22 protein-coding genes and 1 tRNA gene are annotated in these 26,217 nt (G+C 69.1%); 11 read left to right on the plus strand and 12 right to left on the minus strand.

The genetic code is table 11. The annotated features are described in order from the left end of the window. Window positions 1–773: 773 nt before the first annotated feature. Window positions 774–1,844 carry an IS110 family transposase gene (locus tag ACQEVJ_RS45480; RefSeq protein ID WP_433112210.1) on the minus strand — a complete coding sequence of 357 codons (1,071 nt, stop codon included), beginning with the start codon at window positions 1,842–1,844 and terminating at the stop codon, window positions 774–776. Between the two features lie 492 nt (window positions 1,845–2,336). On the opposite strand from ACQEVJ_RS45480, the gene ACQEVJ_RS45485 reads away from it, so the two are divergent. Together ACQEVJ_RS45485 and ACQEVJ_RS45490 are read left to right on the plus strand one after the other, a co-directional pair. Next, complete coding sequence (locus ACQEVJ_RS45485; protein WP_433112213.1) at window positions 2,337–2,831, plus strand: GNAT family N-acetyltransferase; 495 nt, start codon at window positions 2,337–2,339, stop codon at window positions 2,829–2,831. Window positions 2,832–2,941: 110 nt separating this feature from the next. Then, window positions 2,942–3,583: a site-specific integrase gene (locus tag ACQEVJ_RS45490; protein ID WP_433112216.1), complete on the plus strand. Its 642-nt coding sequence runs from the start codon at window positions 2,942–2,944 to the stop codon at window positions 3,581–3,583. A gap of 66 nt (window positions 3,584–3,649) precedes the next feature. Here the strand turns inward: ACQEVJ_RS45490 and ACQEVJ_RS45495 are convergent. From ACQEVJ_RS45495 to dnaA, 9 genes are all read right to left on the minus strand, one after another. Next, window positions 3,650–3,723: transfer RNA gene (locus tag ACQEVJ_RS45495), tRNA-Ile, on the minus strand. A 166-nt stretch (window positions 3,724–3,889) separates the two neighbouring features. After that, window positions 3,890–4,597 (minus strand): DUF3566 domain-containing protein, encoded by a 708-nt coding sequence (locus tag ACQEVJ_RS45500; RefSeq protein ID WP_433112219.1) that lies wholly within the window; start codon window positions 4,595–4,597, stop codon window positions 3,890–3,892. 217 nt (window positions 4,598–4,814) lie between these two features. Then, on the minus strand, window positions 4,815–7,316 hold the full coding sequence (gene gyrA / locus ACQEVJ_RS45505) for a DNA gyrase subunit A (protein WP_433112222.1): 2,502 nt from the start codon (window positions 7,314–7,316) through the stop codon (window positions 4,815–4,817). A 28-nt stretch (window positions 7,317–7,344) separates the two neighbouring features. After that, a complete protein-coding gene (gene gyrB, locus ACQEVJ_RS45510; RefSeq protein ID WP_433113309.1) occupies window positions 7,345–9,252 on the minus strand; it encodes a DNA topoisomerase (ATP-hydrolyzing) subunit B in 1,908 nt (635 codons plus the stop codon). 396 nt (window positions 9,253–9,648) lie between these two features. Beyond that, the gene (locus ACQEVJ_RS45515) at window positions 9,649–10,182 is read right to left on the minus strand and encodes a DUF721 domain-containing protein (RefSeq protein ID WP_433112225.1); all 534 of its coding nucleotides are present in this window, start codon (window positions 10,180–10,182) and stop codon (window positions 9,649–9,651) included. Further along, on the minus strand, window positions 10,172–11,359 hold the full coding sequence (gene recF / locus ACQEVJ_RS45520) for a DNA replication/repair protein RecF (protein WP_433112228.1): 1,188 nt from the start codon (window positions 11,357–11,359) through the stop codon (window positions 10,172–10,174). The genes ACQEVJ_RS45515 and recF overlap by 11 nt, the downstream gene beginning before the upstream one ends. Before the next feature lie 173 nt (window positions 11,360–11,532). Then, complete coding sequence (gnd, locus tag ACQEVJ_RS45525; RefSeq protein ID WP_433113312.1) at window positions 11,533–12,477, minus strand: phosphogluconate dehydrogenase (NAD(+)-dependent, decarboxylating); 945 nt, start codon at window positions 12,475–12,477, stop codon at window positions 11,533–11,535. 104 nt (window positions 12,478–12,581) lie between these two features. Continuing rightward, entirely contained in the window at window positions 12,582–13,721 is a 1,140-nt protein-coding gene (gene dnaN / locus ACQEVJ_RS45530) for a DNA polymerase III subunit beta (protein WP_433112231.1), read from the minus strand. 523 nt (window positions 13,722–14,244) lie between these two features. Beyond that, window positions 14,245–15,891 carry a chromosomal replication initiator protein DnaA gene (gene dnaA / locus ACQEVJ_RS45535; RefSeq protein WP_433112234.1) on the minus strand — a complete coding sequence of 549 codons (1,647 nt, stop codon included), beginning with the start codon at window positions 15,889–15,891 and terminating at the stop codon, window positions 14,245–14,247. 435 nt (window positions 15,892–16,326) lie between these two features. Between dnaA and rpmH the strand changes: the two genes are divergently transcribed. The 8 genes from rpmH (at window position 16,327) to ACQEVJ_RS45575 (ending at window position 22,134) form a co-directional block, all read left to right on the plus strand. Continuing rightward, window positions 16,327–16,464, plus strand: a complete 138-nt coding sequence (gene rpmH, locus ACQEVJ_RS45540; RefSeq protein ID WP_015772801.1) for a 50S ribosomal protein L34 — start codon at window positions 16,327–16,329, stop codon at window positions 16,462–16,464. 82 nt (window positions 16,465–16,546) lie between these two features. After that, window positions 16,547–16,903 (plus strand): ribonuclease P protein component, encoded by a 357-nt coding sequence (rnpA, locus tag ACQEVJ_RS45545; protein WP_205830638.1) that lies wholly within the window; start codon window positions 16,547–16,549, stop codon window positions 16,901–16,903. Between the two features lie 23 nt (window positions 16,904–16,926). Beyond that, window positions 16,927–17,214: a membrane protein insertion efficiency factor YidD gene (yidD, locus tag ACQEVJ_RS45550; protein WP_433113316.1), complete on the plus strand. Its 288-nt coding sequence runs from the start codon at window positions 16,927–16,929 to the stop codon at window positions 17,212–17,214. A 4-nt stretch (window positions 17,215–17,218) separates the two neighbouring features. Then, window positions 17,219–18,169, plus strand: a complete 951-nt coding sequence (gene yidC, locus ACQEVJ_RS45555; protein WP_433112237.1) for a membrane protein insertase YidC — start codon at window positions 17,219–17,221, stop codon at window positions 18,167–18,169. 18 nt (window positions 18,170–18,187) lie between these two features. Further along, window positions 18,188–18,682, plus strand: a complete 495-nt coding sequence (locus ACQEVJ_RS45560; RefSeq protein WP_433112240.1) for a protein jag — start codon at window positions 18,188–18,190, stop codon at window positions 18,680–18,682. A 201-nt stretch (window positions 18,683–18,883) separates the two neighbouring features. After that, window positions 18,884–19,564, plus strand: a complete 681-nt coding sequence (gene rsmG / locus ACQEVJ_RS45565) for a 16S rRNA (guanine(527)-N(7))-methyltransferase RsmG (RefSeq protein ID WP_433112243.1) — start codon at window positions 18,884–18,886, stop codon at window positions 19,562–19,564. Between the two features lie 319 nt (window positions 19,565–19,883). Beyond that, window positions 19,884–20,657: a ParA family protein gene (locus ACQEVJ_RS45570; protein ID WP_433112246.1), complete on the plus strand. Its 774-nt coding sequence runs from the start codon at window positions 19,884–19,886 to the stop codon at window positions 20,655–20,657. A 490-nt stretch (window positions 20,658–21,147) separates the two neighbouring features. Continuing rightward, window positions 21,148–22,134 (plus strand): ParB/RepB/Spo0J family partition protein, encoded by a 987-nt coding sequence (locus ACQEVJ_RS45575; protein ID WP_433112249.1) that lies wholly within the window; start codon window positions 21,148–21,150, stop codon window positions 22,132–22,134. A 592-nt stretch (window positions 22,135–22,726) separates the two neighbouring features. Here ACQEVJ_RS45575 and ACQEVJ_RS45580 read toward each other — a convergent pair. Together ACQEVJ_RS45580 and ACQEVJ_RS45585 are read right to left on the minus strand one after the other, a co-directional pair. Further along, the gene (locus tag ACQEVJ_RS45580) at window positions 22,727–23,677 is read right to left on the minus strand and encodes a D-alanine--D-alanine ligase family protein (protein ID WP_433112251.1); all 951 of its coding nucleotides are present in this window, start codon (window positions 23,675–23,677) and stop codon (window positions 22,727–22,729) included. A 309-nt stretch (window positions 23,678–23,986) separates the two neighbouring features. After that, complete coding sequence (locus ACQEVJ_RS45585; RefSeq protein WP_433113319.1) at window positions 23,987–25,219, minus strand: PLP-dependent aminotransferase family protein; 1,233 nt, start codon at window positions 25,217–25,219, stop codon at window positions 23,987–23,989. Between the two features lie 352 nt (window positions 25,220–25,571). On the opposite strand from ACQEVJ_RS45585, the gene ACQEVJ_RS45590 reads away from it, so the two are divergent. Beyond that, window positions 25,572–26,192, plus strand: coding sequence for a GNAT family N-acetyltransferase (locus ACQEVJ_RS45590; RefSeq protein WP_433112254.1), 621 nt, complete (start codon window positions 25,572–25,574; stop codon window positions 26,190–26,192). Window positions 26,193–26,217: the final 25 nt, after the last annotated feature.

Genomic DNA, 26,217 nt, shown 5'->3' on the forward strand with positions numbered 1-26,217 from the left:
AGTTGAACCTTCAATTGCAACTAGAGCCGGAGTTGGCACGCGAGGCGCGCGAGGCGGAGTTGGAGTTGACTGAAGAAACATTTGCCGTGTTCCTTTCCCCGGCCCTGCAGGAAATGAGGGAGCGTGAGGCGGCCAGGGAACGGAGATGGGCGGAGCAGGAAGCGCTAATGCAACACCTTAGATGAGGTCACCCACTTCCCGGGTTCACTATTCGTCTGATAGCTCAATGGATAGAGCGCCCTTCTCGCAAAGGGGAGATGTGGGTTCGAATCCCGCTCAGCTTCGGGGCCGGGAGTGTGAGGTTTCCACTCCGGCCCCTCCTGTCGGTCGATCTACACAGCGGAGGGCAGTGGGGAAGGCGGTTGCTTCGTCGTAGGGCTGGCCGGTGGTCAGGGAGTGGTGGACGATGCCGAGCATTCGGTGAACAGGGTGCGTTGTGCGCCCGGGGCGCGCTATATCTCCAGGCGTCTGGCCCGGCAGGGCTACCGTCGAGGGAGGGGGCGGAGCCTCATAGCTGTCCTGCAGTCGCCTCCAGCGACCTGGGCCGTACCGCCTTGATCCTGCTGGCTGCGGTGGTCCTCTATCGTCCTGCGTCCCATCTTCCAAGTTGAGAGCGCGCGGGCGGTGTACGGCCGGGACCGGCCGTAGAGCCGCCTGTGCGGCCCGCACGCTCGTACCCTGTACTGATCTCTCGTCTGCCGTCGACCCATCGCGAAGCGACAGCGGGCCGGCGACGGAGGGTCAAGCCTTGCCTCGCGATGCTCCTATGACTGTCAAGCGGCCTGATCTACGCGTGCTGAGGCGGCGTCTGGGGTGGTGAGGTCCTTGTAGATCTCTCGTGCGACGTAGCGTTTCAGGCAGCGGATGATCTCTTTCTTGGACAGCCCCTCCCCGGTACGGCGCTGTACGTAGGCGTTGGTGGTGGGGCAGTGGGCCATGCGGCTGATGACGATGACGTGCAGGGCGCGGTTGGCGTCACGATCGCCGCCGCGGTTCAACCTGTGGCGGCGGATCTGCCCGCTGGAGGCGGGGATGGGTGCAACGCCGACCAGGTGGGCGAAGGCGGCCTCACTGGTCAGCCGGTCGGGGTTGTCTCCGACGGTGATGAGCAGTTGGGCGGCTGTTTCGAAGCCGATCCCCCGGCGGTCGAGCAGACGGGGAGCCACCCGGGCGACCAGCGGCCGGAGCTGCGCGTCCAGGTCGTTGATCTCGTCGGAGAGCTGCCGGTACCGGCGGGCCAGGCTGCGTAGGGCGTATTTGGCGGCGGTGGTGGGGTCAGCGGGGCCGTCGCCGGGGCGGAGCTTGAGGCAGGTTTCCACAAGCGCTCGAGAGGGTCGGCCGCGCAGTTGCTCGCGTAGATCGGCTGGCGCGGTCACCAGGAGCGTCTTGAGCTGGTTGATCGTCGCCGCCCGGGCCTTGATAGCGCTGGCGCGGGTGACGTGCAGCACACGGATGACTTCAACCAGGCCGTCACGGGTCTTGGGCACGGTGCTGGCGCGGCCGGCCAGGGTGGCCTCGGCAGCGGCGTAGGCGTCGATGGGATCGGACTCGCCCTTGTGGCGGCGTGTCTTGCGGTCGGTCCGGTCGACGTCAACGACCTTCACCTGGGCCCGATGGAGGTAACGGGACAGTCCGGCGCCGTAAGCGCCGGTGCCCTCGACCCCCACCATGGCCAGGCGGCCGTAGCTGCGCATCCACTGCAGCAGGGCGGCGTAGCCGTCGGGGGTGGTGGGGAACTCCTGGTCGGCCAGGCGCCGGCCGCTCATGAGGATGACCGCCGCGTGGTGGGTACTGCCGTGGGTGTCAACGCCGCCGATGATCCGCATCTTGCGGTTGCGTGCCATGCTGGAACCGCCGCTCTGTCGTCGAGACGAGACGGCACGCGCCGGCCAGGCGGACGGACAGCACAGTGATGGGCAGCTGGCAGGCTCCTATTAAGTCACGCCGCTCGTCCGGCTGCGTGCACTGCAGACGCCCCCGAGCGAGACCGACAAATCGCGAAAAGGACACCGGGGTCTGTGTACATGTGGGTCAGGTCTCACTCGGTGACGCCCGAACCCATTCTCACTGTGTACGTCAGCCGGTCGCCGTTCCTCGGCAATCGGACGCCAAGGGGCACAGACGGGCTTGAGCCGGAGGAGCCGGAGGAGCCGGTCTGCTGGGCTTGCCTGGGTCGTGGCGGGCGCGATGATCAGGCTTCCACCTCAGCCAGCTACGGCCTTGGCCCAGGCGCGGGCGATCATCCCGGAGCCGAGGCCCCCGCCGGAGGAGTCTTGTGGGCCATGGTGGTAGCAGGGGGGCTCAAGCCGTGAGCGGGTGGTGGAGGAATGCAAGGCATGAAGAGTGTGGTGCTACGTCGGCTGGTTGGTGAGGACTGGCATATCTGGAGAGATCTTCGGCTTGCTGCGCTCGCTGATGCGCCGGACATCTTTCATGGCGACCTTGAGGAGGAGCGGGCCCTGGGGGAGGGGGAGTGGGTTCGATGGACCTTGGGCGGCGTCAAGACTGTCGCATTGTGTGAGCAAGAGCGGGTCGGGGTGGCTGCTGGGCGACTGCGGGCGGAGCGGGCCGGGACTGCGGAGTTGTACGGCATGTGGGTTGATCCGCGCTTCAGGGGCGCCGGGGTCGCGGCGATGCTTGCACAGGATGTGTTGGCCTGGGCGAGGGAGAGGGGGAGCGAGGTTGTGGAGCTGTGGGTGATCGCTGGCAATGGCCCGGCGGAACGCCTTTATCGGCGGCTCGGGTTCGAGGCGACCGGTGAGCAGGAGTTCCATGCAAGCATTCCGGGCCTGAGCAAGTACGTCATGGCGCGGAGAACAGACTTCGGCTGAGACGCGTAGTGCAGCGGATGCGGCGACGGGCAGGTGCGACGCGCGAGGGGCGGCCTGAGCCGCCGTCGGCCGGGACCGACCCCCAGGCCGCATGCCCGGACGGCGGGCGGGTGAGGGGCCGCGATGCGGCGGCGCGCAGCGCCGCCGCCTTGACGGCCGATGAGGCGAGGGCCTTCCTGCGGGCCGCGCGCTATGACCCGCTGTATCCGGCCTTCGTGCTTCTCCTCGTGTACGGCCTGCGCCGTGGCGAGGCTCTGGGGCTCCGCTGGGTGGACGTCGACTTTGACGAGGGCCACGTCCACATCCGGCGTCAGCTCGTCCGGGTCGGCAAGGAACTGCACCACGGGCCGGTGAAGACGAGGGCCGGCAACCGGTCGCTGCCTCTCCTCGGCGTCGCGCGAGAGGCGTTGGAGATCCAGCGGGACGGCCAGAAAATCCTCCGCGACGAGGCGGGAAAGGACTGGACGGACACCGGGCTCGTCTTCACGACTAGATCGGGAAAGCCGATCGAGCCGCGCAACCTCGCCCGGTCCTTCGCCCGGATCGTGGAGACGCACAAGCTCCGGCCGATCCGCGTGCACGACCTGAGGCACACCGCCGCGTCCTTGCTCAAGAAGCTCGGCGTCGCACCGCGTGACGCGATGGAGATCCTCGGGCACAGCCGGATCTCGGTGACGATGGAGATCTACACGCACGGGGACGGCGAGAGCCGGGAGAATGCCCTCAAGAGGGTGACAGGACTGTTCGAGTGAGTCTGTTGCAGTACTCGTTGCAGCAAAGCGCCCCGGAGCTTGATCGCTTCGGGGCGTTTATCGAGGTGGGGCTACCAGGACTTGAACCTGGGACCTCTTCCTTATCAGGGAAGCGCTCTAACCGACTGAGCTATAGCCCCGCGCCGCGCAACGAACGTTACCGTATCCCGTTTCCGGTGGCGAATCCGTCGTTCCGAACGAGGAAAAGCTTACCGTGTCCGGGCCCGTGGTCGTGCCATCGAGGCGCATCCGTACGGCGGGCCGCTCGTGTGGGCGGCCTGCCGTACCGTGGCTGCCGTAAGGGGGTCACTCGGCTTCGCTGAAGGTGACCTCGACACCGCCCACGAGATCCGCGGAGATGTTGTAGATCACGGCGCCGAGGGTGGACAGCGCGGTGATGAGCACGACGTTCAGCGCGCCCAGCAAGGCCGCGTACCCGAGGATGCGGACCGGCTCGAACCAGCTGCCGATGTCGATGGTGCCGGCCCCCTTGCCGCCGGCGCCGCCGCTCGTGGTGAGCTGCGTGACGGTGTCGGTGATCGAGGAGAAGACGCCGAGTGCCGACAGCACGCCGTACAGCACGGCGACGGCCACGAACAGCACGACGAAGCACACCAGCGACACGACGAAGCTGAACTTCATCGCCGACCACGGCTCGATCCTGCGCAGGACCAGGTGGGCCTTGCGCGGCGGACGCAGTCCGGACTTCTTGTCCTTGCTCTTGTCCTTGGAGGACTCGCCGCGCTCCGCGCCCGGGCCGAAGCTCAGGCCGCGTACGGAACCGCCGTCCGCCGAGGGCCGACCGTTGTCCACAGGCGGACGGCCGTTGTCCACAGGGGGTGTGGACGCGCCGAGGCCGGCGGGCCGGGGATACTGCGCGGTCGCCCCGCCGCCTTCGGACCTGCCGTTGTCGGGCGCGCCGTCCGCGGCCGTCTGCCGCTTCCAGGGCTGGTCGGCGGCCGAGGTCCGGATGCGCATGGTGTCGTCGGCCTTCGCCTTGTCGGCGGCGGTCACGTCATCTCCTTCGGAAGCCACCTTGGCGACGCTACCGCCATCGTGCGCCCGCGCGGTAACGCCGTTCGGGGACGACGCCGGGCGGGCGCCCGTGGGTCTCTGCTTGCTGCCGGGTGTCCGCGGCCCGCCGGTGTCGCTCATGCCACACCCTCGCCGGACGGCTCGGGTGCGCACTCGCGAATCGCACCGTGTTCATCGAGTCGCTCGCTACGCTCGCTCATGCCTCGCCTCCTGCCCCGTTCTCCTCAGTCTCCAACGACTCGGCGTTGCGAGCGAGGGCCACAACGCTGTCACCCTCGGCCAGGTTCATCAGGCGGACGCCCATGGTCTGGCGGCCCGACTGCTTGATCTCGCCGGCGCTGGTACGGATCACCCCGCCGGCAGAGGTGATCGCGAAGACCTCGTCCTCGGGACGCACCATGACGGCTCCGACCAGCTTGCCACGAGCGCTGACGATCTTCGCCGTCAGGACGCCCTTGCCGCCCCGGCCCTGGACCGGGTACTGGTCGGCGGGTGTCCGCTTCGCATACCCACCCTCGGTCGCGATCAACACGTCGTCGCCGTCGCTCATGACGTTCATCGCGAGAAGTTCGTCACCGTCGATGAATCGCATGCCGATCACACCGCTGGTGGCTCGGCCCATCGGGCGCAGCGCCTCGTCGGAGGCGGTGAACCTGATCGACTGCGCGTTCTTGGACACGAGCAGCAGGTCATCACCCTCGGAGACGAGACGGGCGGCGATCACCTCGTCATCTTCGCGCAGATTGATCGCGATCAGGCCACCGGATCGCGGCGAATCGTATTCGGAAAGACGCGTCTTCTTCACCAGGCCGCTGCGGGTCGCCAGCACCAGGTAGGGCGCCACGTTGTAGTCCCGCAGGTCGAGGATCTCCATCACGTGCTCGTCGGGCTGCATGGCGAGCAGGTTGGCCAGGTGCTGGCCACGGGCGTCCCGGCCCGAGTCCGGCAGCTCGTACGCCTTGACCCGGTAGACCCGGCCCTTGTTCGTGAAGGCCAGCAGCCAGTGGTGCGTCGTGGTCACGAAGAAGTGCTCGACGATGTCGTCCTGGCGAAGCTGGGCGCCCCTGACGCCCTTGCCGCCGCGCCGCTGCGCCCGGTAGAGGTCGGTGCTCGTCCGCTTGGCGTACCCGCCGCGCGTGATCGTGACGACCACGTCCTCCTCGGCGATCAGGTCCTCGATGGACATGTCGCCCTCGTACGCGATGATCTCGGTCTTCCGCTCGTCGCCGTACTTGGCGACGATCTCCCCGAGCTCGTCCGACACGAGCCGGCGCTGCCGGACCTCGGAGGCCAGGATGTCCTGGTAGTCGGCGATCTGCGTCATCAGGCCGTCGTACTCGTCCTGGATCTGCTGCCGCTCCAGCGCGGCCAGCTTGCGCAGCTGCATGTCCAGGATGGCCTGCGCCTGGACCTGGTCGATGTCCAGCAGCGTCATCAGGCCGCCCTGCGCCTCGGCCGCCGACGGCGACCGCCTGATCAGGGCGATGACGTCGTCCAGCCGGTCGAGGGCCTTGAGCAGGCCGCGCAGGATGTGCGCCCGCTCCTCGGCCTTGCGCAGCAGGAACCGGGTCCGCCGGACGACGACCTCGATCTGGTGCGTGATGTAGTGCCGGACGAACTGGTCGAGCCGCAGCGTCCGCGGCACCCCGTCGACCAGCGCGATCATGTTCGCGCCGAACGTGGTCTGCAGCTGGGTGTGCTTGTAGAGGTTGTTCAGCACGACCTTGGCGACCGCGTCGCGCTTGAGCACGATCACGAGCCGCTGGCCGGTGCGCGAGGAGGTCTCGTCGCGGACGTCCGCGATACCGGTGATCTTCCCGTCGCGGACCAGCTCGGCGATCGTGAGCGCCAGGTTGTCCGGGTTCACCTGGTACGGCAGGGCCGTGACGACCAGGCACTGCCGTCCCTTGGGGTCCTCCTCGACCTCGACGACGGCCCGCATGATGATCGAGCCGCGGCCGGTGCGGTAGGCGTCCTCGATGCCGCGGCGGCCGACGATCAGCGCGCCGGTCGGGAAGTCGGGGCCCTTGACCCGGGTGAGCAGCCCGTCGAGCAGTTCCTCGTCGGACGCCTCGGGATTGTCGAGCGCCCAGATGACGGCCCCGCCGACCTCCCGGAGGTTGTGCGGCGGGATGTTGGTCGCCATGCCGACCGCGATCCCGGCCGACCCGTTGACCAGCAGGTTCGGGAACCGCGACGGAAGGACGATCGGCTCCTGCGACCGCCCGTCGTAGTTGGGCTGGAAGTCGACGGTCTCCTTGTCGATGTCCCGGAGCATCTCCATGGCGATCGGCGCGAGGCGGCACTCGGTGTACCGCATGGCCGCGGCCGGGTCGTTGCCCGGCGAGCCGAAGTTGCCCTGCCCGTCGACGAGCGGATAGCGCAGCGACCACGGCTGCGCGAGCCGTACGACGGTGTCGTAGATCGACGTGTCGCCATGGGGGTGGTAGGAGCCCATGACGTCGCCGACGACCCGGGAGCACTTGAAGTAACCGCGGTCGGGCCGGTAGCCGCCGTCGAACATCGCGTACAGCACGCGGCGGTGCACGGGCTTGAGGCCGTCGCGGACGTCCGGCAGCGCGCGGGACACGATGACGGACATCGCGTAGTCCATATAGCTGCGCTGCATCTCGGCCTGGATGTCGACCGGCTCGATCCGATCGGCGGGGGGCCCAGGCGGCGTGTTCACTTCCGTCACGAAAAGTCCTTCTGGTTAGCCGCGCTGCTCAGACGTCAAGGAAGCGTACGTCTCGGGCATTGGTGATGATGAAGTTCCTGCGCGCCTCGACGTCCTCGCCCATCAGCACGCTGAACAGGTTGTCGGCCTGGGCGGCATCGTCGAGGGTGACCTGGCGCAGCACCCGCGTGTCGGGGTTCATGGTGGTCTCCCACAGCTGGGAGGCGTTCATCTCGCCCAGACCCTTGAACCGCTGCACGCCGTCGTGGAGCCGCGGGTCGCGCCGGCCGCGGCCGACGCCCTCCTCGATGATCGCGTCCCGCTCCCGGTCGGAGTACGCGTACGACGCGTCCTCGCCCTTGCGATCCCACTTGATCTTGTAGAGCGGCGGCTGGGACAGGTAGACGTGGCCCGCCTCGATCAGCGGCCGCATGAAGCGGAACAGCAGTGTCAGCAGCAGCGTGGTGATGTGCTGGCCGTCGACGTCGGCGTCCGCCATCAGGATCAGCTTGTGGTAACGCAGCTTCGAGATGTCGAACTCGTCGTGCACGCCGGTGCCGAGAGCCGTGATCAGCGCCTGGACCTCGTTGTTCTTGAGGACCTTGTCGATCCGGGCCTTCTCGACGTTCAGGATCTTGCCGCGCAGCGGGAGGATCGCCTGGAACTTGGGGTCGCGCCCGCCCTTGGCCGAGCCGCCGGCCGAGTCGCCCTCGACGATGAACAGCTCACACTTCTCCGGCTCCGACCACTGGCAGTCGGCCAGCTTGCCGGGGAGCCCGCTGCCGCTCTCCAGCAGCGACTTGCGGCGGGTGAGGTCGCGCGCCTGGCGGGCCGCGATGCGGGCCCGGGACGCCTGGAGCGACTTGTTGATGATCTCCTTGGCCTCGCCCGGGTTGCGCTCGAACCAGTCGCGCAGGTGGTCGTTGCAGGCCTTCTGGACGAACGACTTCGCCTCGGTGTTGCCCAGCTTGGTCTTGGTCTGGCCCTCGAACTGCGGGTCGGCCAGCTTGACCGAGATGATCGCGGCAAGACCCTCGCGGACGTCGTCGCCGCTGAGGTTGTCGTCCTTGCCCTCCTTGAGGAACTTCTGCTCGCGCGCGTACCGGTTGACGATGGTCGTCAGCGCCGCGCGAAAGCCCTCCTCGTGGGTGCCGCCTTCGGCGGTGTTGATCGTGTTGGCGAAGGTGTAGACCGACTCGCTGTAGGAGGCGTTCCACTGCATGGCGATCTCGACCGAGATGCCGTCACCGTGCTCCTCGAAGTCGATGACCGAGTTGTGGATCGGGTCCTTCTTCGAGTTCAGATGGGTGACGAAGTCAGACAGGCCGCCCTCGTAGTGGTACGTGACGACCTTGGATTCGCCCTCGATGATGTGGTCGGGCCGCTCGTCGGTGAGCCTGATCGTGAGGCCCTTGTTGAGGAAGGCCATCTCCTGGAAGCGGCGCGCCAGCGTCTCGAAGTTCCAGGTGACGGTCTCGAAGATCTCCGTGTCGGGCCAGAAGCTGATCGTCGTGCCATGCTCGTCGGTCGGCTCGCCCTTCTGCAGCGGGGCCGTCGGCTTGGCCGTCACGTACTTCTGCCGCCACACGTGGCCGTCGGTGCGGACCTCGACCTCCAGGCGCGTCGACAGCGCGTTGACGACCGAGGCGCCGACGCCGTGCAGACCGCCCGAGACGGCGTACGACTTGCTGTCGAACTTGCCGCCGGCGTGCAGCACGGTGAAGACGACCTCGACCGCCGGCCTGCCCTCGGCGGCGACGATGCCCACGGGAATGCCACGTCCGTGGTCCATCACGCGCACGCCGCCGTCGGCGAGCAGGGTGACCTCGATCAGATCGTTGTAGCCGGCCAGCGCCTCGTCGACCGCGTTGTCCACGATCTCCTGGACCAGGTGGTGCAGCCCGCGCTCACCGGTGGAACCGATGTACATGCCGGGGCGCTTACGGACCGCTTCCAGCCCTTCGAGAACGGTGATAGAGCTAGCGTCGTAGGACAAGTGCGAAATCCTCCTGCCGCGGACACGCGGCGGGCGACACCGTGGATTGGCTGCCCCTGCCGTGCCCGTCACCGTCGTGAGTGCCCCGATGCGCCCACCCAGGGGAAGTCGGCCCATGGGACCGGGGTGACGCAAACCGGACGTGTCCTTGAGTCCGTTTACATTCTACCGGTCCGACGGACATCAAGTGGCATTCACGGGGGCTGTGATGCCCTGTCGCTTGATGATCATGTTTCCGACCATCCCCCACGCGGAACGGGGGTGGGAGCCTCAGACGCGATTTTGGGCCGGTTCGGGCTCCCCAAGGGTCGATTCGGAGATCGCCGCGGGCCTCGGGAGGCGCTCGCCGCCTCGCGCTCAGCCGTACGTGTCGCCGGGCCCGCGGCTCCCGCGTACGCGCAGGCCGCCCTGAGGGCGGTGACCCGCGCCGGGGCCGTGCACCTTCACCTGGGTCACGGTGCCGTCGCCGAGCTCCTCGTTCAGCCGCCTGACCAGGGTGGACGCGAGCAGCCGCACCTGGGTCGCCCAGGCGGTCGAGTCGGCGGCGACCATCACCTCGCCGTCCTCGAAGCTCTCCGGCGTGGTGTGGGCGGCCAGCTCGGAGCCGACGATCTCCGCCCAGCGGCCGAACACCCCGCCCACCGCGACCGGCTGCTCCCATCCCCGGGCGGCGAGCAGGTCGCGGATCGCCCGGCCGAACGGCAGCGGGTCGCCGGAGTCCCGCCGCGGGGCGCCGGAGCCGGAGCGGCGGCGCGGCTCGGTGCGCGGGAGCTGCCCGCGTCTCAGCGCGTCGGACTTCGCCTGGGCCAGCTTCTCCCGCGCCATCGCGGCACCCCGCGCGACCGCGCCCTGCGGCGACTGTCCACCGCCTGTGGATATCTCATCGGACACGGGTCACGCTCCCTTCCATCACGTCGAACCGGGCGCCGGCCAGCTCGGGCGGCACGTCGTCCGGCACCGCCGCCGTGATGAGCACCTGCTCGGCCGGGGCGACGATCTCGGTGAGCCGCCTGCGCCGCTGACCGTCCAGCTCGGCGAAGACGTCGTCCAGGATCAGCACGGGGTCGCCGCCGTCGGCTCTCAGCAGGTCGTAGGCGGCCAGCCGCAACGCGAGCGCGAACGACCACGACTCGCCGTGGCTCGCGTAACCCCGGGCCGGCAGCTCGCCCAGCCGCAGCAGCAGATCGTCGCGGTGCGGGCCGACGAGGGTCACCCCGCGTTCGAGCTCCGCCTGGCGCGCCTCCGCGAGGCCCGCCCGCAGGTGCTCGGCCAGCAGTTCCCGGTTTGTCCCCAGGGTGGGGATATCTGTGGATAACCCGGACGGCCGGTATTCGAGATCGGCGAGTCCCGACGACGGGGCGAGAGTGGCGTACGCCTTCGCCACGAGCGGACGCAGCGCGTCCACCAGGCGCAGCCGCGCCGCGAGCAGTTCCGCGCCGTGGCCCACCAGGTGGGAGTCCCAGACCTCGAGCGTGCTCAGGACGTCTCCCGCGCCGGCGGCGGCGAAGGCCGCGTCGTTCTCCTGCCTGCGGCCGCCGCGCCGCCGTCCCGCCCGCGTCGCCGCGGCCGTACGCAGGAGCGCGTTGCGCTGCTTGAGCACGCGCTCGTAGTCGGCGCGCACGCCGGCGAACCTGGGGACGCGGGCGACGAGCAGGTCGTCCATGAATCGGCGGCGCTCGGACGGGTCGCCCTTCACCAGTGCGAGGTCCTCCGGGGCGAACAGCACGGTCCGCAGCAGGCCGAGGGCGTCGCGCGGCCGGGGGATGGGCGAGCGGTTCACCCTGGCGCGGTTGGCCCGGCCCGGGTTGATCTCCACCTCGATCAGCGCGCGGCGGTCGTCCCTGACCACGGCCGCGCGCACGATCGCCCGCTGCGCGCCGTGCCGTACGAGCGGCGCGTCGGTGGCCACGCGGTGGCTCGAATGGGTCGCGATGTAGCCCAGCGCCTCGACCAGGTTGGTCTTGCCCTGCCCGTTCGGCCCGACGAACGCCGTCGCCCCCGGTTCCAGAGCGAGTTCGACCTCCGGGTACGACCGGAAGTCGGTGAGGGACAGGCTCGCCACATGCACGCCCGCAAGGCTAGTGCCCCTCCCGTCGAGCGCGGGCATGCGCGCCGATTCGTCCACAGCCTGTGGATGATCGACGCCGCCGCCCTGCGCCTGTGAACGAGATGAAGGGCGCCGGCGCGGAGTTCGCCCCGCTGTGGAACCACCAGGGCGAGGTGGACGCCGCTAACCGCGCGTCAGCGCTCGGCCTCCACAGGCGGGGTGACGTCGGCTCCGGGGGCGTCGGCGCCCTTGCCGGTCTGGCCCTCGGTCGAGGCGACCGCGTGCCCGCCGAACTGGTTGCGCAGCGCCGCGATCATCTTCATCGACGGGGAGTCGGCCTGGCGCGAGGCGAAGCGGGCGTACAGCGCGGCCGTGATGGCCGGCAGGGGCACGGCGTGGTCCACAGCGGCCTGGACCGTCCACCGGCCCTCCCCGGAGTCCTCCGCGTAGCCCTTGAGCTCGGCGAGGTCGGGATCCTCCTCCAGCACCCGCACCAGCAGGTCGAGCAGCCAGGACCGGATGACCGTGCCGTGCCGCCAGCTCTTGAACGTCTCGGGGACGTTGGTGACGACGTCGCTGGCCTCCAGCAGCTCCCAGCCCTCGGCGAAGGCCTGCATCATGCCGTACTCGATGCCGTTGTGGACCATCTTCGCGAAGTGGCCGGCGCCCACGCTGCCCGCGTGGACGAAGCCGTCCTCGCCCTCGGGCTTGAGCGTCTCGAAGATCGGCATGAGCCGGTGGACGTGCTCATCGTCGCCGCCGGTCATCAGGGCGTAGCCGTACTCCAGGCCCCAGACGCCGCCGCTGACGCCCACGTCGACGAAGCCGATGCCGTGGGCGGCGAGGTCGGCCGCGTGCCGCTGGTCGTCCAGATAGTGCGAGTTGCCGCCGTCGATGACGGTGTCACCGTCCGACAGCAGGTCGCGCAGCTGCTCGACCGTGTTCCGCGTCGCCGCCCCCGCGGGGACCATGACCCAGATCGCGCGCGGCGCCTGAAGCCTCTCGACGAGCTCCTTCAGGCTGCCGACGTCGCTGAGGGAGGGATCGCGGTCGTAGCCGACGACCTCGTGGCCGCCGCGCCGCAGCCGCTCGGCCATGTTCCCGCCCATCTTGCCGAGCCCGATCATGCCGATCTGCATCTGAGACACCCCTCAACCTCTGCGTCGTCCACCGAGGCACGCGTACCCATGCAACGGGGGTCCATGCCCGCAGGAGATCGTACGCCCGGGGTGTTCGGGCCGCGTCAGCTGGAGAGGCGGATGGGCATGATGAGGTAGCGGTAGTCCTCGCTCCCTCCGTCGTCCACAGGCTTGCCCCCGGTGAGGATGGCGGGCTTGGTCGGCGTGGTGAACTGGAGCCGCGCGACGTCGGAGTCGATCGCCCCCAGGCCCTCCAGCAGGAACTGGTGGTTGAAGGCGATGTTGATCTCGTCGCCGTCGAACTCGACCGGCAGCGCCTCCACGGCCTGCGCCTCGTCGCCGCTGCCGGCCTCCAGGACGACCTCTCCGCCGCGGAAGGCCAGCCGTACGGGGGTGTTGCGCTCGGCGACGAGCGCGACGCGCTTGACGGCCTCGACGAACGAGGCTGTGGACAGGTCCGCGCGCGCGGAGAACTCGGTGGGCAGCAGCGAGCGATACTTCGGGAACTCGGGGTCGAGCAGCCGGGTCGTCGTCCGCCGTCCGGAGCTGGAGAACCCGATCATGCCCTCGCCGGTGCCGCCGGCCGAGCTCAGCGCGATCTCGACCTCCGCGCCGCTGCCGCCCAGCGCCTTGGCCGTGTCCGCCAGCGTACGGCCGGGGATCATCGCCACGGCCTGGAAGTCGGGCTGCTCGGGCTGCCACTTCAGCTCGCGTACGGCGAGGCGGTAGCGGTCGGTGGCGGCGAGGGTCACGGTGTCGCCCTCGATCTCCATCCGTACGCCGGTCAGCATCGGGAGGGTGTCGTCCTTGCCCGCGGCGACGGCCACCTGGCCGACGGCGGAGGCGAACACGTCGCTGCCGACCCGTCCGGCGGCGGGGGGCATGGCCGGCAGGGAGGGATAGTCCTCCACAGGCATGGTGAGAAGTGTGAACCGGGCGCTGCCGCAGGTGACGACGGCCTTGGCTCCGTCCACAACCAGTTCGACCGGCTGTGCGGGGAGCGCGCGGGTGATCTCGGCGAGGAGCTTGCCGGAGACGAGCACCACGCCCGGCTCCCCGGTCTGCACGTCGAGGGTCACCTCGGCGGAGACCTCGTAGTCGAAGCCGGAGAGCTTCAGCCGCTGGTCGTCGGTCACCTCCAGCCGCATGCCGGCGAGCACCGGCACCGAGGGACGGGCCGGAAGGCTCCGTGCCGTCCACGCCACGGCCTCGGCGAGCACGTCGCGATCGATCCGGAACATCACGTGGATCAGCCTCCTGGGTGTCGCTGCTTCGTCAAGTCTTCACTCTCCCGCACCTGTGTGCCTCCAGAACCCCTTCTATGGTTCTTGAGTTCCTTAGGGAGAGATACAAGTCGTCTCATTAGGCAGTGTGGATATGTGGATGTCGAGCATTTTCGCAGCTCAGTGGAGCTGATTCATCCACTGCGGGTGTGGGGGAAACGTGGACGGACCCCCTGTGGACTGTGGGTGGTCCCGCTGTCCCCACACCCGTTCCCCAGGCGAAGGGCCCTCTGTCCACGAGTAATCCACGATGTTTCCACCGGTTGTCCACGGGGTAAATGGGACAGCTGAGTTGTGCGTGACGAGTACGCACAGGGCGTCCCCAGCTCGTCCACGGGTATTCCCCAACCCATCCCCAGCTTCTCCCCAAAGTTTTCCCCAAGTGGGGACGGCGCGTTGGCGGGCCGGAGAGGGTGGGGGTAACGCGACGGAGCCGTCGCCGAGGGCAGTGCTTTTGATCCACAGAGTTATCCACAGCTGTGTACTAAGCGTTGCGTGCGCGCTGCTTGATCCGCGTCGTCAGCTCGTTGACCTGGTTGTACATCGAGCGCCGCTCGGCCATGAGCGACCGGATCTTACGCTCCGCGTGCATCACGGTGGTGTGGTCGCGCCCGCCGAACTGCTGGCCGATCTTGGGCAGGGACAGGTCGGTGAGCTCGCGGGCCAGGTACATGGCGATCTGCCGGGCGGTGACCAGGGCGCGTGAGCGTGAGCTTCCACACAGGTCGTCGAGCGTTACGCCGAAGTACTCGGCGGTTGTGGACATGATGAGGGAGATGGTGATCTCCGGACTCGCGTCCTCGCTGATGAGGTCCTTGAGGACGATCTCGGCGAGCTGGATGTCCACAGACTGCCGGTTGAGGCTGGCGAACGCGGTGACCCGGATCAGCGCCCCCTCCAGCTCGCGGATGTTGGTCGCGATGCGGCTGGCGATGTACTCGAGCACGTCGGGCGGCGCGGCCAGGCCCTCCTGGATGGCCTTCTTGCGCAGGATCGCGATGCGCGTCTCCAGCTCGGGTGGCTGGACGTCGGTGATCAGGCCCCACTCGAACCGGTTGCGCAGCCGGTCCTCCAGCGTCACGAGCTGCTTGGGCGCCCGGTCGCTGGAGATGACGATCTGCTTGCTGGCGTTGTGGAGGGTGTTGAAGGTGTGGAAGAACTCCTCCTGCGTCTGCTCCTTGCCCTCGAGGAACTGGATGTCGTCCACGAGGAGGATGTCCACAGCACGGAAGCGGGAGCGGAACCCGTCGGCCTTGTGGTCGCGGATGGAGTTGATGAAGTCGTTGGTGAACTCCTCGGAGCTCACATACCGCACCCGGGCACCGTCGTACAGGCTCTGCGCGTAGTGGCCGATCGCGTGCAGCAGATGGGTCTTCCCCAGCCCGGAGTCGCCATAGATGAACAGCGGGTTGTACGCCTTGGCGGGGGCCTCGGCGACCGCGACGGCGGCGGCGTGCGCGAAGCGGTTGCTGGCGCCGATGACGAACGTCTCGAACGTGTACTTGGCGTTCAGCCGGGCCGGCTCGCCTGAGGTGCGGCCGCCGCGGGCGTCCCAGCGGTTCTGCCCGGCGCCGGGCACAGGCCCGGGCACGGGACTCGGGCCCGGCACCGGCTCGGGCTTGGGCGCCGCGGGCGGTTCGGGGGAGTAGCCGCCGGGCCGCTGCGGGCGGTCCGGCGGGGACATGTGCTGTGGATACTGCTGGCCCTGTGGATAGTGCGGCCCATGCGGCTCGGCGTCGTGCCGGATCGGGCCGTCCTCACCTAAGGGGAAGCGCGGAGCCTGGGGGCGGGCCTGTGGATAATCTGTGGACGGCGCCTGTGGGCGATGGTCGGCCGGCGGGGCCGCGGCGGGGTCGGAAGCGGCGGGCAGGCCGGCGCCGGGATCCACCATCACGGCGATCCGGACGGGCCGGCCGAGCTCCTGCGACAACGCGTGCACGATCAGCGGGCGCAGCCGTACCTCGATGACCTCCTTGGCGAAGTCGTTGGGGGCCGCCAGGAGAATCGTGTCGTTGATGAGGCCGGAGGGCTGCGTCATCTGGAGGAACGCGCGCTGCTGCCCCGAGACGCCCTCGTCGAGCAGGGTCCTGAGCGCCCGAGCCCATACAGCGTTGAGATCGACGCCTTCCATGGCTCGGCCCCTCCTCTCGTTACGCGGCCCCGCTCGCCCGCCGCGATCCGTGTCGTGTCTCAGTCCCGTACGCCTCGCCGCACCGGCCCTCGTCCGGATGCCATCCACATGTGATCCACATGATGTGCACAGCCCGCGCGTCCTCCCCGGGCACATTCACGCTGATGGGGGGAAGGGCCGGACGGCCGACGGTAGCGGTGTGCGCAACCTGCGTTCAAGGCGTTGTCCACAGCCTAACGGCCCATGGTCGCTCGCCGTACTCGCTTGGCGTCACGGGTGCCGGTTTGACCTGACGTATGGTGGGCCCGTAACGTGTCCCGGTCGGCTAATCACGCGACGGCTATTTCGCATGCCCGCGCATCTGACGAGCCGTGACCATGGAATGTACCGCGTCCGCGGAACGCCGCGGACGTACTTGAAGCCTGGAGCCCACTCGTGAGCAAGCGTACTTACCAGCCGAACAACCGTCGTCGCGCGAAGACCCACGGCTTCCGGCTGCGCATGCGCACCCGGGCCGGCCGCGCCATCCTGGCCGCGCGCCGCCGCAAGGGCCGCGCCGAGCTGACGGTCTGACAATCAGACGCCGCCCGCCCGTGCCGAGCGGAGCGGGCGGCCGTACGTCGAGGAAGGCCCGGTGCTGCCGTCCGCGTCCCGCATGCGGCGGGGTGACGAGTTCGCCGACGCGATTCGCCGTGGGCGGCGCGCCGGGCGTCCCACCCTGGTCGCACACCTGAACCTGCGCGACGCCGACGAGCCACCGCTGGTCGGCTTCGTCGTGAGCAAGGCGGTCGGTGGCGCCGTGGTGCGGAACCAGGTCAGGCGCAGGTTGAGACACCTCGTGCGGAGCCGTCTACCGCTGCTGCCTAGAGGTAGCCTTCTGGTGGTACGCGCCAATCCACCGGCCGCGTCCGCGCGTAGCGAGCACCTGGCCGCCGAACTCGACGTCGCGCTGAGTCGTTTACTCCGGCGGCGCGGGTCCGATTCCCGGACCCCGACGGATGGACGGTCATGACAGCGCAGCAACCGACCCCGGCCATGGTGCCCGGGGAGGCCGATCGGCCCGCGGCCGGGCCGGTCGCCCGTGTGCTGCTCGCGATCATCCGGTTCTACCGCGCCTTCATCAGCCCGATGCTGGGGCCGAGGTGCCGGTTCGAACCGTCCTGCAGCGCCTACGGTCTGGAAGCCGTCGCCGTTCATGGAGCGGTGCGCGGGGTATGGCTGACCGTCAGGCGTATCGGACGGTGTCATCCGTTCCATCCTGGAGGTTTCGACCCGGTGCCCCCACGCCGAGTCCGGTCTCACGACGAAACGCAAGGGAGCTAGCTCGGTGGAGCTGCCATTCCTGAACTGGCTGTATACGGCGGTGGCCTGGGTGATCACCCAGATCCACGCCGGCTACAGCACTTTCATCCCCTCCAGCAGCGGTCTCAACTGGGCGCTGACCATCATCACGCTGACCGTGCTGATGCGTCTGCTGATCTTCCCGCTCTTCATGAAGCAGATGCGCTCGTCGCGCAAGATGCAGGAGCTGGCGCCCAAGGTCCAGGAGCTGCGCAAGAAGTACAAGAACGACAAGCAGCGCATGAACCAGGAGGTCATGCGGCTGTACCAGGAGGCCGGCGCCAACCCGCTGGGGGGCTGCCTCCCGATCGTCGCGCAGTTCCCGATCTTCATCTCGATGTTCACCGTGCTGCGGGCCATCGCCGAGGACCGGGCCGTTTTCGGCATGACCAAGGAGCTGGTGAACAGCGCGCGTGCCGCGCACGTCATCGGCGCACCGCTGGCGGCGAAGTTCTTCGACAGCGCTGAGATCATCAGGAGTCTCGGCGCCCAGCCGGTGCTAACGAAGATCGTTCTCGGCTGCTTCGTGGCCGTCAGCTCGTGCACCACGTTCCTCACCGTCCGGCAGAGCGTGAAGCGCTCGATGGCGCAGATGCCGGACAACCCCATGGCGCAGCAGCAGAAGATCCTCATGTACATCTCGCCGCTGTTCGCCGTCTTCAGCTTGAACTTCCAGCTCGGTCTGATCCTGTACTGGGTGACCACCAACCTGTGGACGCTCGGCCAGCAGCACTGGTTCTACAGCCGTCATCCCATGCCGGTCGTGGACGAGAAGGGCAACGTCACCACTCCCGAGCCGACGAACGGCATCTTCACCAAGCTGGTGGGGAAGCCCAAGGCGGCGGCGCAGCCTGAGCCGGAGCCGGCCCCCAAGATCGTCCGTCAGCAGCCGACGCGCCAGCCTCGTAGCAAGCGCACCGGCAGCAAGAAGTCGTAGGAGAAGGAGAGCCCGGACGTGACCGAAGCTGAGGAGACCCTCAAGCCTGCTCCCGACGTCGAAGCCCTGGAACAGGAGGGTGAGATCGCGGCGGACTACCTGGAGGGCCTGCTCGACATCGCCGACCTGGACGGCGACATCGACATGGACGTCGAGGGAGACCGCGCCGTGGTCTCGATCGTGGGGATCAAGGGCGAAGAGCTCGTCGGGCCCGGCGGGGAGGTGCTGGAGGCGCTGCAGGAGCTGACGCGCCTGGCCGTGCACCGCCAGACGGGGGAGCGTTCGCGGCTCATGCTCGACGTGGGCGGCTATCGGGAGCGGCGCCGGGCCGAGCTCACCAAGGTGGGGGCCGCGGCGGCCGACGACGTCAAGCGCACCGGCGAGCCGAAGGCGCTCAAGCCGATGACGCCGTTCGAGCGCAAGATCGTTCACGACGCCGTCGCCGCGGCGGGCCTGCGCAGCGAGTCCGAGGGCGAGGAGCCCCGCCGCTTCGTGGTGGTCCTGCCCGCCTGACCGCTTTTCACAGTTCCGATCGCGGGGAAGCCGCCGGTCCCGACATCCGGGACCGGCGGCTTTTCCGTCCTGTACGTCCCTTCCTCGCCCTGCGCCTTCGGCCGGGGCCGTACGGTCGGCGGCCGCCGGATGTACGGCCGGCCGTCGCCGAGGGGGAAGGACGGTTACCCTTGGCCGAGAGCGTTCCTGGATGAGTGAGTGATGACGGAGAGCAACGAGCTGCCCGAGGCGCCCCCGGTGGCGCGGGAGATCTTCACCGATGAGGCGTTGGAGCGGGCCCGGGTGTTCGCCGAGTTGCTCGCCGGGCCCGGCGTGGTGCGGGGGTTGCTGGGGCCGCGCGAGGTGCCCCGTATCTGGGACCGGCACCTACTGAATTGCGCGGTCGTGGAGGAGGCGATCCCGCCGGACTCCAGTCTGATCGACATCGGCTCGGGCGCGGGCCTGCCCGGCCTCGTGCTCGCGATCGTCCGCCCCGATGTGACGGTGACGCTGCTGGAGCCGCTGCTGCGCCGCACCGTGTTCCTGTCCGAGTGCGTCGAGGCGCTCAAGCTCGACAACGTGGAGGTGCTGCGCGGGCGGGCCGAGGAGCTCGCCCGCAAGCGCGTCTTCGACGTGGCGACGGCGCGGGCGGTCGCGCCGCTCGATCGTCTGCTGTCGTGGTCGATGCCGCTGCTGCACGAGGGCGGGGAGTTGCTCGCGATGAAGGGGGAGCGGGCACAGGAGGAGCTGGACGCGGCCCGTCCCCAGTTGGAGGCGTTCGGGGTGAGGCACGTCGAGCTGGTCACAGTGGGGCGCGGTAAGGTCGAGCCGCCCGCGACCCTCGTTCGCGTCGTCGCCGGACGATCTCCGCGAACGGACACACGGAGGCGACGAAAGAGGTGAACCGGTGGCGGACGCCGGATCAGGCGGTGTGACAGCGGGCCTGGGTTGGCCGGAGACTCGGCTCCCCCTACGCTGGGAGATCGCGACAGCAGGCCGGTCCTCCGGGGTGGGCTGGCCTCGTCCCTCTGCTTCGCCGGTCGAAAGGACGACGACCGTGTCCCAGACCCCCCTTAACCCTGGCGATTCGCCGCTGGTACGAGAGGCACTGAGTTCTGTGGTTTCACGTGAAACAGCCGCGCCCCCGCAGGCGGCTGCGCCTTCCGTCGCTTACTCGACGCGCGACGAGGGGGCCTGGCCCCGGCCTTCCCGGTGTCGCGTGATGACGGTGGCCAACCAGAAGGGCGGCGTGGGGAAGACCACCACGGCCGTCAATCTCGCGGCGGCGCTGTCCATGCACGATCAGCGCGTTCTCGTGGTCGATCTCGACCCGCAGGGCAACGCGTCCACCGCGTTGGCGACGGAACACCGGTCGGGGATGCCGTCGGTGTACCAGGTCCTCGTGGACGACATGCCGCTGTCGCAGATCGTGAAGCCGGTCCCCGACATGCCGAACCTGTACTGCGCTCCCGCCACCCTCGACCTCGCGGGTGCGGAGATCGAGCTGGTTCCGATGGTCGGCCGGGAGACCCGTCTGCGGCGGGCGCTCGCCTCGTTCGACGCGATGGAGTTCGACTACATCCTCATCGACTGTCCGCCGTCGCTGGGCCTGCTGACCGTGAACGCCATGGCGACGGCTCAGGAGGTGCTGATCCCCATCCAGTGCGAGTACTACGCCCTGGAGGGGCTCACCCAGCTCATGCAGAACGTGGAACTGGTGCGCGCGCACCTCAACCAGACGCTGTCGGTCTCGACCATCCTGCTCACGATGTACGACGGCCGGACCCGCCTCGCCTCACAGGTGGCGGAGGAGGTGCGGACCCACTTCGGCGACACCGTGCTCGACGCCGTCATCCCCAGGAGCGTCCGCGTCTCCGAGGCGCCCAGCTACGGCCAGTCGGTCATGACGTACGACCCGGGATCGAGCGGGGCGCTGGCGTACATGGGCGCCGCCCGCGAGATCGCCTATCGGGCTGCGGCCCTCACCGGCGCCTGACAGAGCCCTGGCGGCGCCCCGCGCGGCGTGCTGCGGTGTTGACGGTGCCGAGAGGCGGCATGCGGACGCACGTGAAGGCTTCGGGGAATGGCTTCGGATGTGATGGCCTCGAATGTGACGGCTTAGGGACGCCATGACTTCGGGGACGCCAGAGCTTTGGGACACCATTGGCTTCGTGGTCGTGGTGGCTTCTGGACGGCATGGCTTTTGACGTTTCGGCTTCGGGACGTCACTGCGCCGGGCGTAAGCTCCGGTCCTCGCGAAGCCCGCTCCGCTGGGCCTTCGCTGCGGTCCTCGCTCCCGCCCGCTCCGCTCCTTCCGCCGGCCCCGTGCGGGGTCTGGCGGGTGGGGTCGTGCACGGCTGGATGCGCGGAGACTCATGACGAGGCTTCGCAGCGGTACTCTCTCCTGGTGTGTGCGTGCCGGTGCCCAGTGACCCCGAGTCGCTGGGCACCGCCTTCTGTGCGGGTGCGGGTATGAAGGAGCAGCGGTGAGCCAGCAGCGTCGGGGACTGGGCAAGGGTCTTGGGGCTCTGATCCCTACGGGACCGATCGTCGATCCGGCGTCCGTGGCGAGCGCTCCGCCTGTCGGTCCGCCGTCGGTCGCGCCGGGGACGGACATGGCGGGCCTGCGTCCGGTGGAGGGCGCCTACTTCCAGGAGATCGAGGTCGACTCCGTCTCCCCGAACCCCCGGCAGCCGCGGGAGGTGTTCGACGAGGACCGGCTCGACGAGCTCGCGGCGTCCATCAAGGAGGTCGGCCTCCTGCAGCCGGTCGTCGTCCGCGCCGTGGAGGCCGGCGGCTTCGAACTCATCATGGGGGAGCGGAGGTGGCGCGCCTCGCAGATCGCCGGGCTTGACCGCATCCCCGCGATCGTCCGGAGCACCCAGGACGACGAGATGCTCCGTGAGGCGCTGATCGAGAACCTCCAGCGGGAGCAGCTGAACGCGCTGGAGGAGGCGGCGGCCTACCAGCAGCTTCTGGACGACTTCGGGGCCACCCACGAGGTGCTCGCCAGGAAGGTCGGAAGGTCGCGCTCGCACATCAGCAACACCCTGCGACTGCTGAACCTTCCTCCCGAGGTGCAGCGCCGGCTGGCGGCGGGGGTCATCAGCGCCGGACACGCGCGGGCGCTGCTGACGCTGAGCGATCCGGTCGCCCAGGAGAGGCTGGCGACTCGGATCGTGGCAGAGGGGCTGTCGGTTCGGACCGTCGAGGAGATCGTGGCTCTGGGCGAGGCGACCGCGGGGCCGGCTCCACGTAAGCCCCGGGCGAAGAAGCCGACCGCCCCGGCGCTACGCGACCTGGCGGACCGGCTCTCGGACCACTTCGAGACGAAGGTGAAGGTCGATCTCGGCAGCCGGAAGGGCCGCATCGTGGTGGAGTTCTCCACGATCGACGACCTGGAGCGCATCATCGACACGATGGCGCCGGAGGCCGCCAACGCGATGCGCAGCGGGGGCATCACGGCGGAGTAACCGCAGGGCCTGCGCCAGCACAGGCGATCTGCCGCGGGTTTCACGTGAAACAGCGCTCACGTGAAACACGCCCAAGGCCTCCTTCCCGCCTCCGTCATCTCCGGCCGGCAACTCAGTTGCCACGCTCGTCGCGGAAGGCCACACGGGAACGCGGCGTTCGGAAGGAGGCCGTTGTGGAGCCTGCCGTGATGTCGGGGGTGTGAGATGCCCGTCCGGCGTCTCTAGTGAGCTGTCCCCAAACGTTCGCCAGCGTCGAGGGAGCGGAGCGGAAGGGAGCGAGGACCGCAGCGAAGGCCCAGCGGAGCGGGCTTCGCGAGGACCGGAGGTTCCTTCCGGCGCAGTGACCGACCCGGCCAAGGTTCACGTCCGAGTACGCGTGGGCGCCCGGCGCCTCGCTCAACCTGCTGCCCAGCGACCACTTCTCCCACAACGACCTCGCCCGGTCCGTAGACACCCCGCTGGGCACTCCGGAACTCGTGGAAGCATCGATTGCGGGTGCCGGGGGTGGTTCGGTTCGAGCCGCCCCTCCAGGCGGGCGACGGGGGCCCTGGGAGCCTGGAGGGGAGTGTTTCACGTGAAACCGGGAGCGGGATCAGCCTCGGATGGCGGCGAGCTCCAGGAGCCCCTTGCAGAGCGTGCCGAGGTCCCGGCCCGCCGCCTCCGCCGCCATCGGCAGCAGTGAGGTCTCCGTCATGCCGGGTGCCACGTTCACCTCAAGGAAGTACGGCTTGCCGGCGGCGTCGACGATGAGGTCGGTGCGGGAGATGTCTCGCAGACCGAGCGCGGTGTGGGCGGCGACCGCCATACCCGCACACGCCTCGGTGGCCTCGGGGGAGAGCCGGGCCGGTGCGAAGAACTCCGTCTGCCCGGCCGTGTACCGGGCCGCGTAGTCGTACACGCCTCGATCCGGCACGATCTCCACCGGCGGCAGGGCGACCGGTCCGTCGCCGAGATCCACCACGGAGACCGCGACCTCCACGCCCTGGACGTACCGCTCGATGAGCGCGGTGTCGCCGTAGGCGAAGCAACCGACCATCGCGGCGGGCAACTCCTCCGCAGTGCGCACGATGGAGGCGCCCAGCGCGGAACCGCCTCGCGAGGGCTTGACGAAGAGCGGCAGGCCCAGCCGATCGATGATGCGGGCGAGCACGGCCGTGGCGCCGAGATCGTGGAACGTCTCCTTGGGCAGCGCCACCGAGTCGGGCGTGTTCAGTCCCCAGGAGCGGACGACCGCCTTCGCCGTGGGCTTGTCGAAGGCGACCCGGCAGGCGTCCGGCGTAGCCCCGACGTAGGGCACGCCGAGCAGTTCCAGCACCGATCGGATGGCGCCGTCCTCTCCGGCGCCGCCGTGCAGGGTGACGAAGACCGCGTCCGGCGGGTCCGCCAGCACGGCGGGCACGAGGGTGGCGTCGGCGTCGCGCGTCTCCACGTCCACACCGGCCGCACGCAGCACCTCCGCGACGCGGCGTCCCGACCGGATGGAGACCTCACGCTCGTAGGAGAGCCCTCCCGCGAGGATGAGCACGTGGCCCAGATCGCTCATCGCGCCTCACCGCCGATGTGCTCCACCACGGCGCCGGTTTCGGTCCAGCGGTGATCTGTCTCGCCTGGCCCGAGTCGCGTCCCCCTCCACGGACGCGCGGGGGGCGATCCTTGGGTCATCGTTCGCTCGCTCACGAAGAGGGCCTTTCTCGCCTCGAGAAGTCAGTACGGCCAGCCTGAACAGGCTAGTGCCCCGCCCGCGCCGCCGCGTCGCCGCGTCACGTCCCAGGCAAGGTCGTACTTGCGCCGGAGCCGCCCATGAGCGATGTCATGGGCGGCTCCTCCGTCGTGGGGGCAGCGGCCGTGCCGTCTAGGCGAGATCCGGGCCGGGGGTTTCGACGCCGGCGTGCCCAGGTATGGAGCCCGTGCCGAACGTGTCGCGCAGCCTGAGCTCCTGCTCGATCACGCCGGCCAGGCGGCGCACGCCCTCCTTGATGCGGTCGGGCTCCGGGTAGCAGAACGACAGACGCATGTTCCGCGCGCCGCCGCCGTCGGAGTAGAAGCCGGTGCCCGGCACGAACGCGACCCGCTCGGCGACCGCACGGGGGAGGATCGCCTTGGAGTTGAGTCCCTCGGGGAGCGTCACCCAGACGAAGAACCCGCCGGCGGGGCGGGTCCACGTGCAGCCGGGCGGCATGAGCACGTCGAGCGCGCCCAGGAGCGCGTCACGCCGCTCGCGGTACAGCTCACGGAACGACTTGATCTGCTCGCGCCACGGCTGGGTGGCGAGATACTGGCCGACGGCGAGCTGGGTGAAGGACGAGTGCGACAGCACCGCCGACTCCATCGCCAGGACCAGCTTGTCGCGTACGGCATGCGGGGCGAGGGCCCAGCCGACGCGGAAACCGGGGGCGAGGGTCTTGGAGAACGAGCCGAGGTAGACAACGCCTTCGGGGTCGTCGGCCCGCAGCGCCCGCATCGGTTCCCCGTCGAACCCGAGCATGCCGTAGGGGTTGTCCTCCACCACGAGGACGCCGGCGCGGCGGCAGATCTCCAGCACCTGGCGGCGGCGCACCTCGTTCAGCGTCACGCCGGCCGGGTTCTGGAAGTTGGGGATGGTGTAGAGGAACTTGATCCGGTTGCCGGCCGCCTGGAGCGCGTAGATGGTCTGCGCGAGAGCCTCGGGGATGAGGCCCTGGTCGTCCATGGCGACGTGCACGACCTTGGCCTGGTAGGCACTGAATGTCCCGAGCGCGCCGACGTACGAGGGTCCCTCGGCGAGCACGACGTCGCCGGGGTCGATGAAGATCCGGGTGATCAGGTCGAGCGCCTGCTGCGAGCCCACCGTGACGACCACGTCGTCGGCGTTCGCCTCAATCCCCTCCATGCGCATGACCTCGCAGATCTGCTCGCGCAGGGCGGGGTCGCCCTGCCCGGAGCCGTACTGCAGGGCCACGGATCCGCGCGAGGTGACCAGGTCGGCGACCAGCTCGCTGACGAGGTCGAGGGGGAGCGCGTTGACATACGGCATGCCGCCGGCGAGCGAGACCACCTCGGGCCGCGACGCGACGGCGAAGAGAGCTCGGATCTCGGAGGCGACCATCCCGGCAGCGCGGGCGGCGTACCTGTCGACGTAGGCGTCAATTCGCGACCCATGGGTCGCGTTCGTCCGACCGTGATCTATCTCTTGTGCCACGGTCCACCTCCGATCACGTAGCCGAGAAATCCAGAGTACGGTAACGCGCCACTCCGATCACAACAGGGTATTGACCATCAAGGGCCCCTTTTCTTGCATTCCTGCCCCACTGGTTTCGGCCTGGCCAACCCCTTTAATGGTCGTCGGCGGCTGTTGTGGCGCACCCGCTCCGGCTCTTCCGCTGAGTTACGATGCGAGCTGGAGACGCCGTATTCGCGCGCTTTTCTGGCAGGACTCCTGACGGGGATTGGGGCATCACGTGTCGCGTCGGCTGGTCAATGTCACCCTCGACAATCTCGATGACCTGCCGCGCCGGTGCCGGCGGTGCGTGTTCTGGGAGCTCGACCCCGTCAGCGGCGGGCGCGCCGCGGAGGCGGGCGATCCGGCCCTGGAGAAGGAGGCGTGGATCTCGGCGACCCTCCTCGAATGGGGAAGCTGCGGGAAGATCGCCTACGTCGACGGCGTGGCGGCCGGGTTCGTCCTCTATGCCCCGCCGTTGTACGTCCCGCGCTCGGTGGCGTTCCCCACGTCCCCGGTCAGCTCCGACGCCGTGCTGCTGATGACCGCGCACATCGTGCCGGAGTTCACCGGCGGAGGGCTGGGCCGGATGCTCGTGCAGGGCGTCGCGAAGGACCTGACCCGCCGCGGCGTACGGGCGATCGAGGCGTTCGGCGACCTGAAGTGGGAGCAGCCCGGCGGCTGCGTGCTGCCCGCGGACTACCTGCTGTCGGTCGGGTTCAAGACCGTGCGCCCGCATCTGCGCTTCCCCCGGCTCCGGCTGGAGCTCAAGACGGCCGTGTCGTGGCGTGAGGACGTCGAGGTGGCGCTGGAGCGCCTGCTCGGGTCGATGTCCCCGGAGCGGGCGCTGCGGCCCGTCTGAGGGGATTCCAGCGGGTCCCGCGGAC

This window comes from Microbispora sp. CA-102843 (genome assembly GCF_050936215.1).
Lineage (GTDB): Bacteria > Actinomycetota > Actinomycetes > Streptosporangiales > Streptosporangiaceae > Microbispora.

Excerpts from the sequence above, each read along its gene's own strand:
- ACQEVJ_RS45480 (WP_433112210.1), bottom strand. The coding sequence starts at position 1,844 with ATGGCACGCAACCGCAAGATGCGGATCATCGGCGGCGTTGACACCCAC.
- ACQEVJ_RS45485 (WP_433112213.1), top strand. The coding sequence starts at position 2,337 with ATGAAGAGTGTGGTGCTACGTCGGCTGGTTGGTGAGGACTGGCATATC.
- gnd (WP_433113312.1), bottom strand. The coding sequence starts at position 12,477 with ATGCAGATCGGCATGATCGGGCTCGGCAAGATGGGCGGGAACATGGCC.
- dnaA (WP_433112234.1), bottom strand. The coding sequence starts at position 15,891 with ATGGAAGGCGTCGATCTCAACGCTGTATGGGCTCGGGCGCTCAGGACC.
- rnpA (WP_205830638.1), top strand. The coding sequence starts at position 16,547 with ATGCGGCGGGGTGACGAGTTCGCCGACGCGATTCGCCGTGGGCGGCGC.
- yidD (WP_433113316.1), top strand. The coding sequence starts at position 16,927 with ATGGTGCCCGGGGAGGCCGATCGGCCCGCGGCCGGGCCGGTCGCCCGT.
- rsmG (WP_433112243.1), top strand. The coding sequence starts at position 18,884 with ATGACGGAGAGCAACGAGCTGCCCGAGGCGCCCCCGGTGGCGCGGGAG.
- ACQEVJ_RS45570 (WP_433112246.1), top strand. The coding sequence starts at position 19,884 with ATGACGGTGGCCAACCAGAAGGGCGGCGTGGGGAAGACCACCACGGCC.
- ACQEVJ_RS45580 (WP_433112251.1), bottom strand. The coding sequence starts at position 23,677 with ATGAGCGATCTGGGCCACGTGCTCATCCTCGCGGGAGGGCTCTCCTAC.
- ACQEVJ_RS45585 (WP_433113319.1), bottom strand. The coding sequence starts at position 25,219 with ATGGTCGCCTCCGAGATCCGAGCTCTCTTCGCCGTCGCGTCGCGGCCC.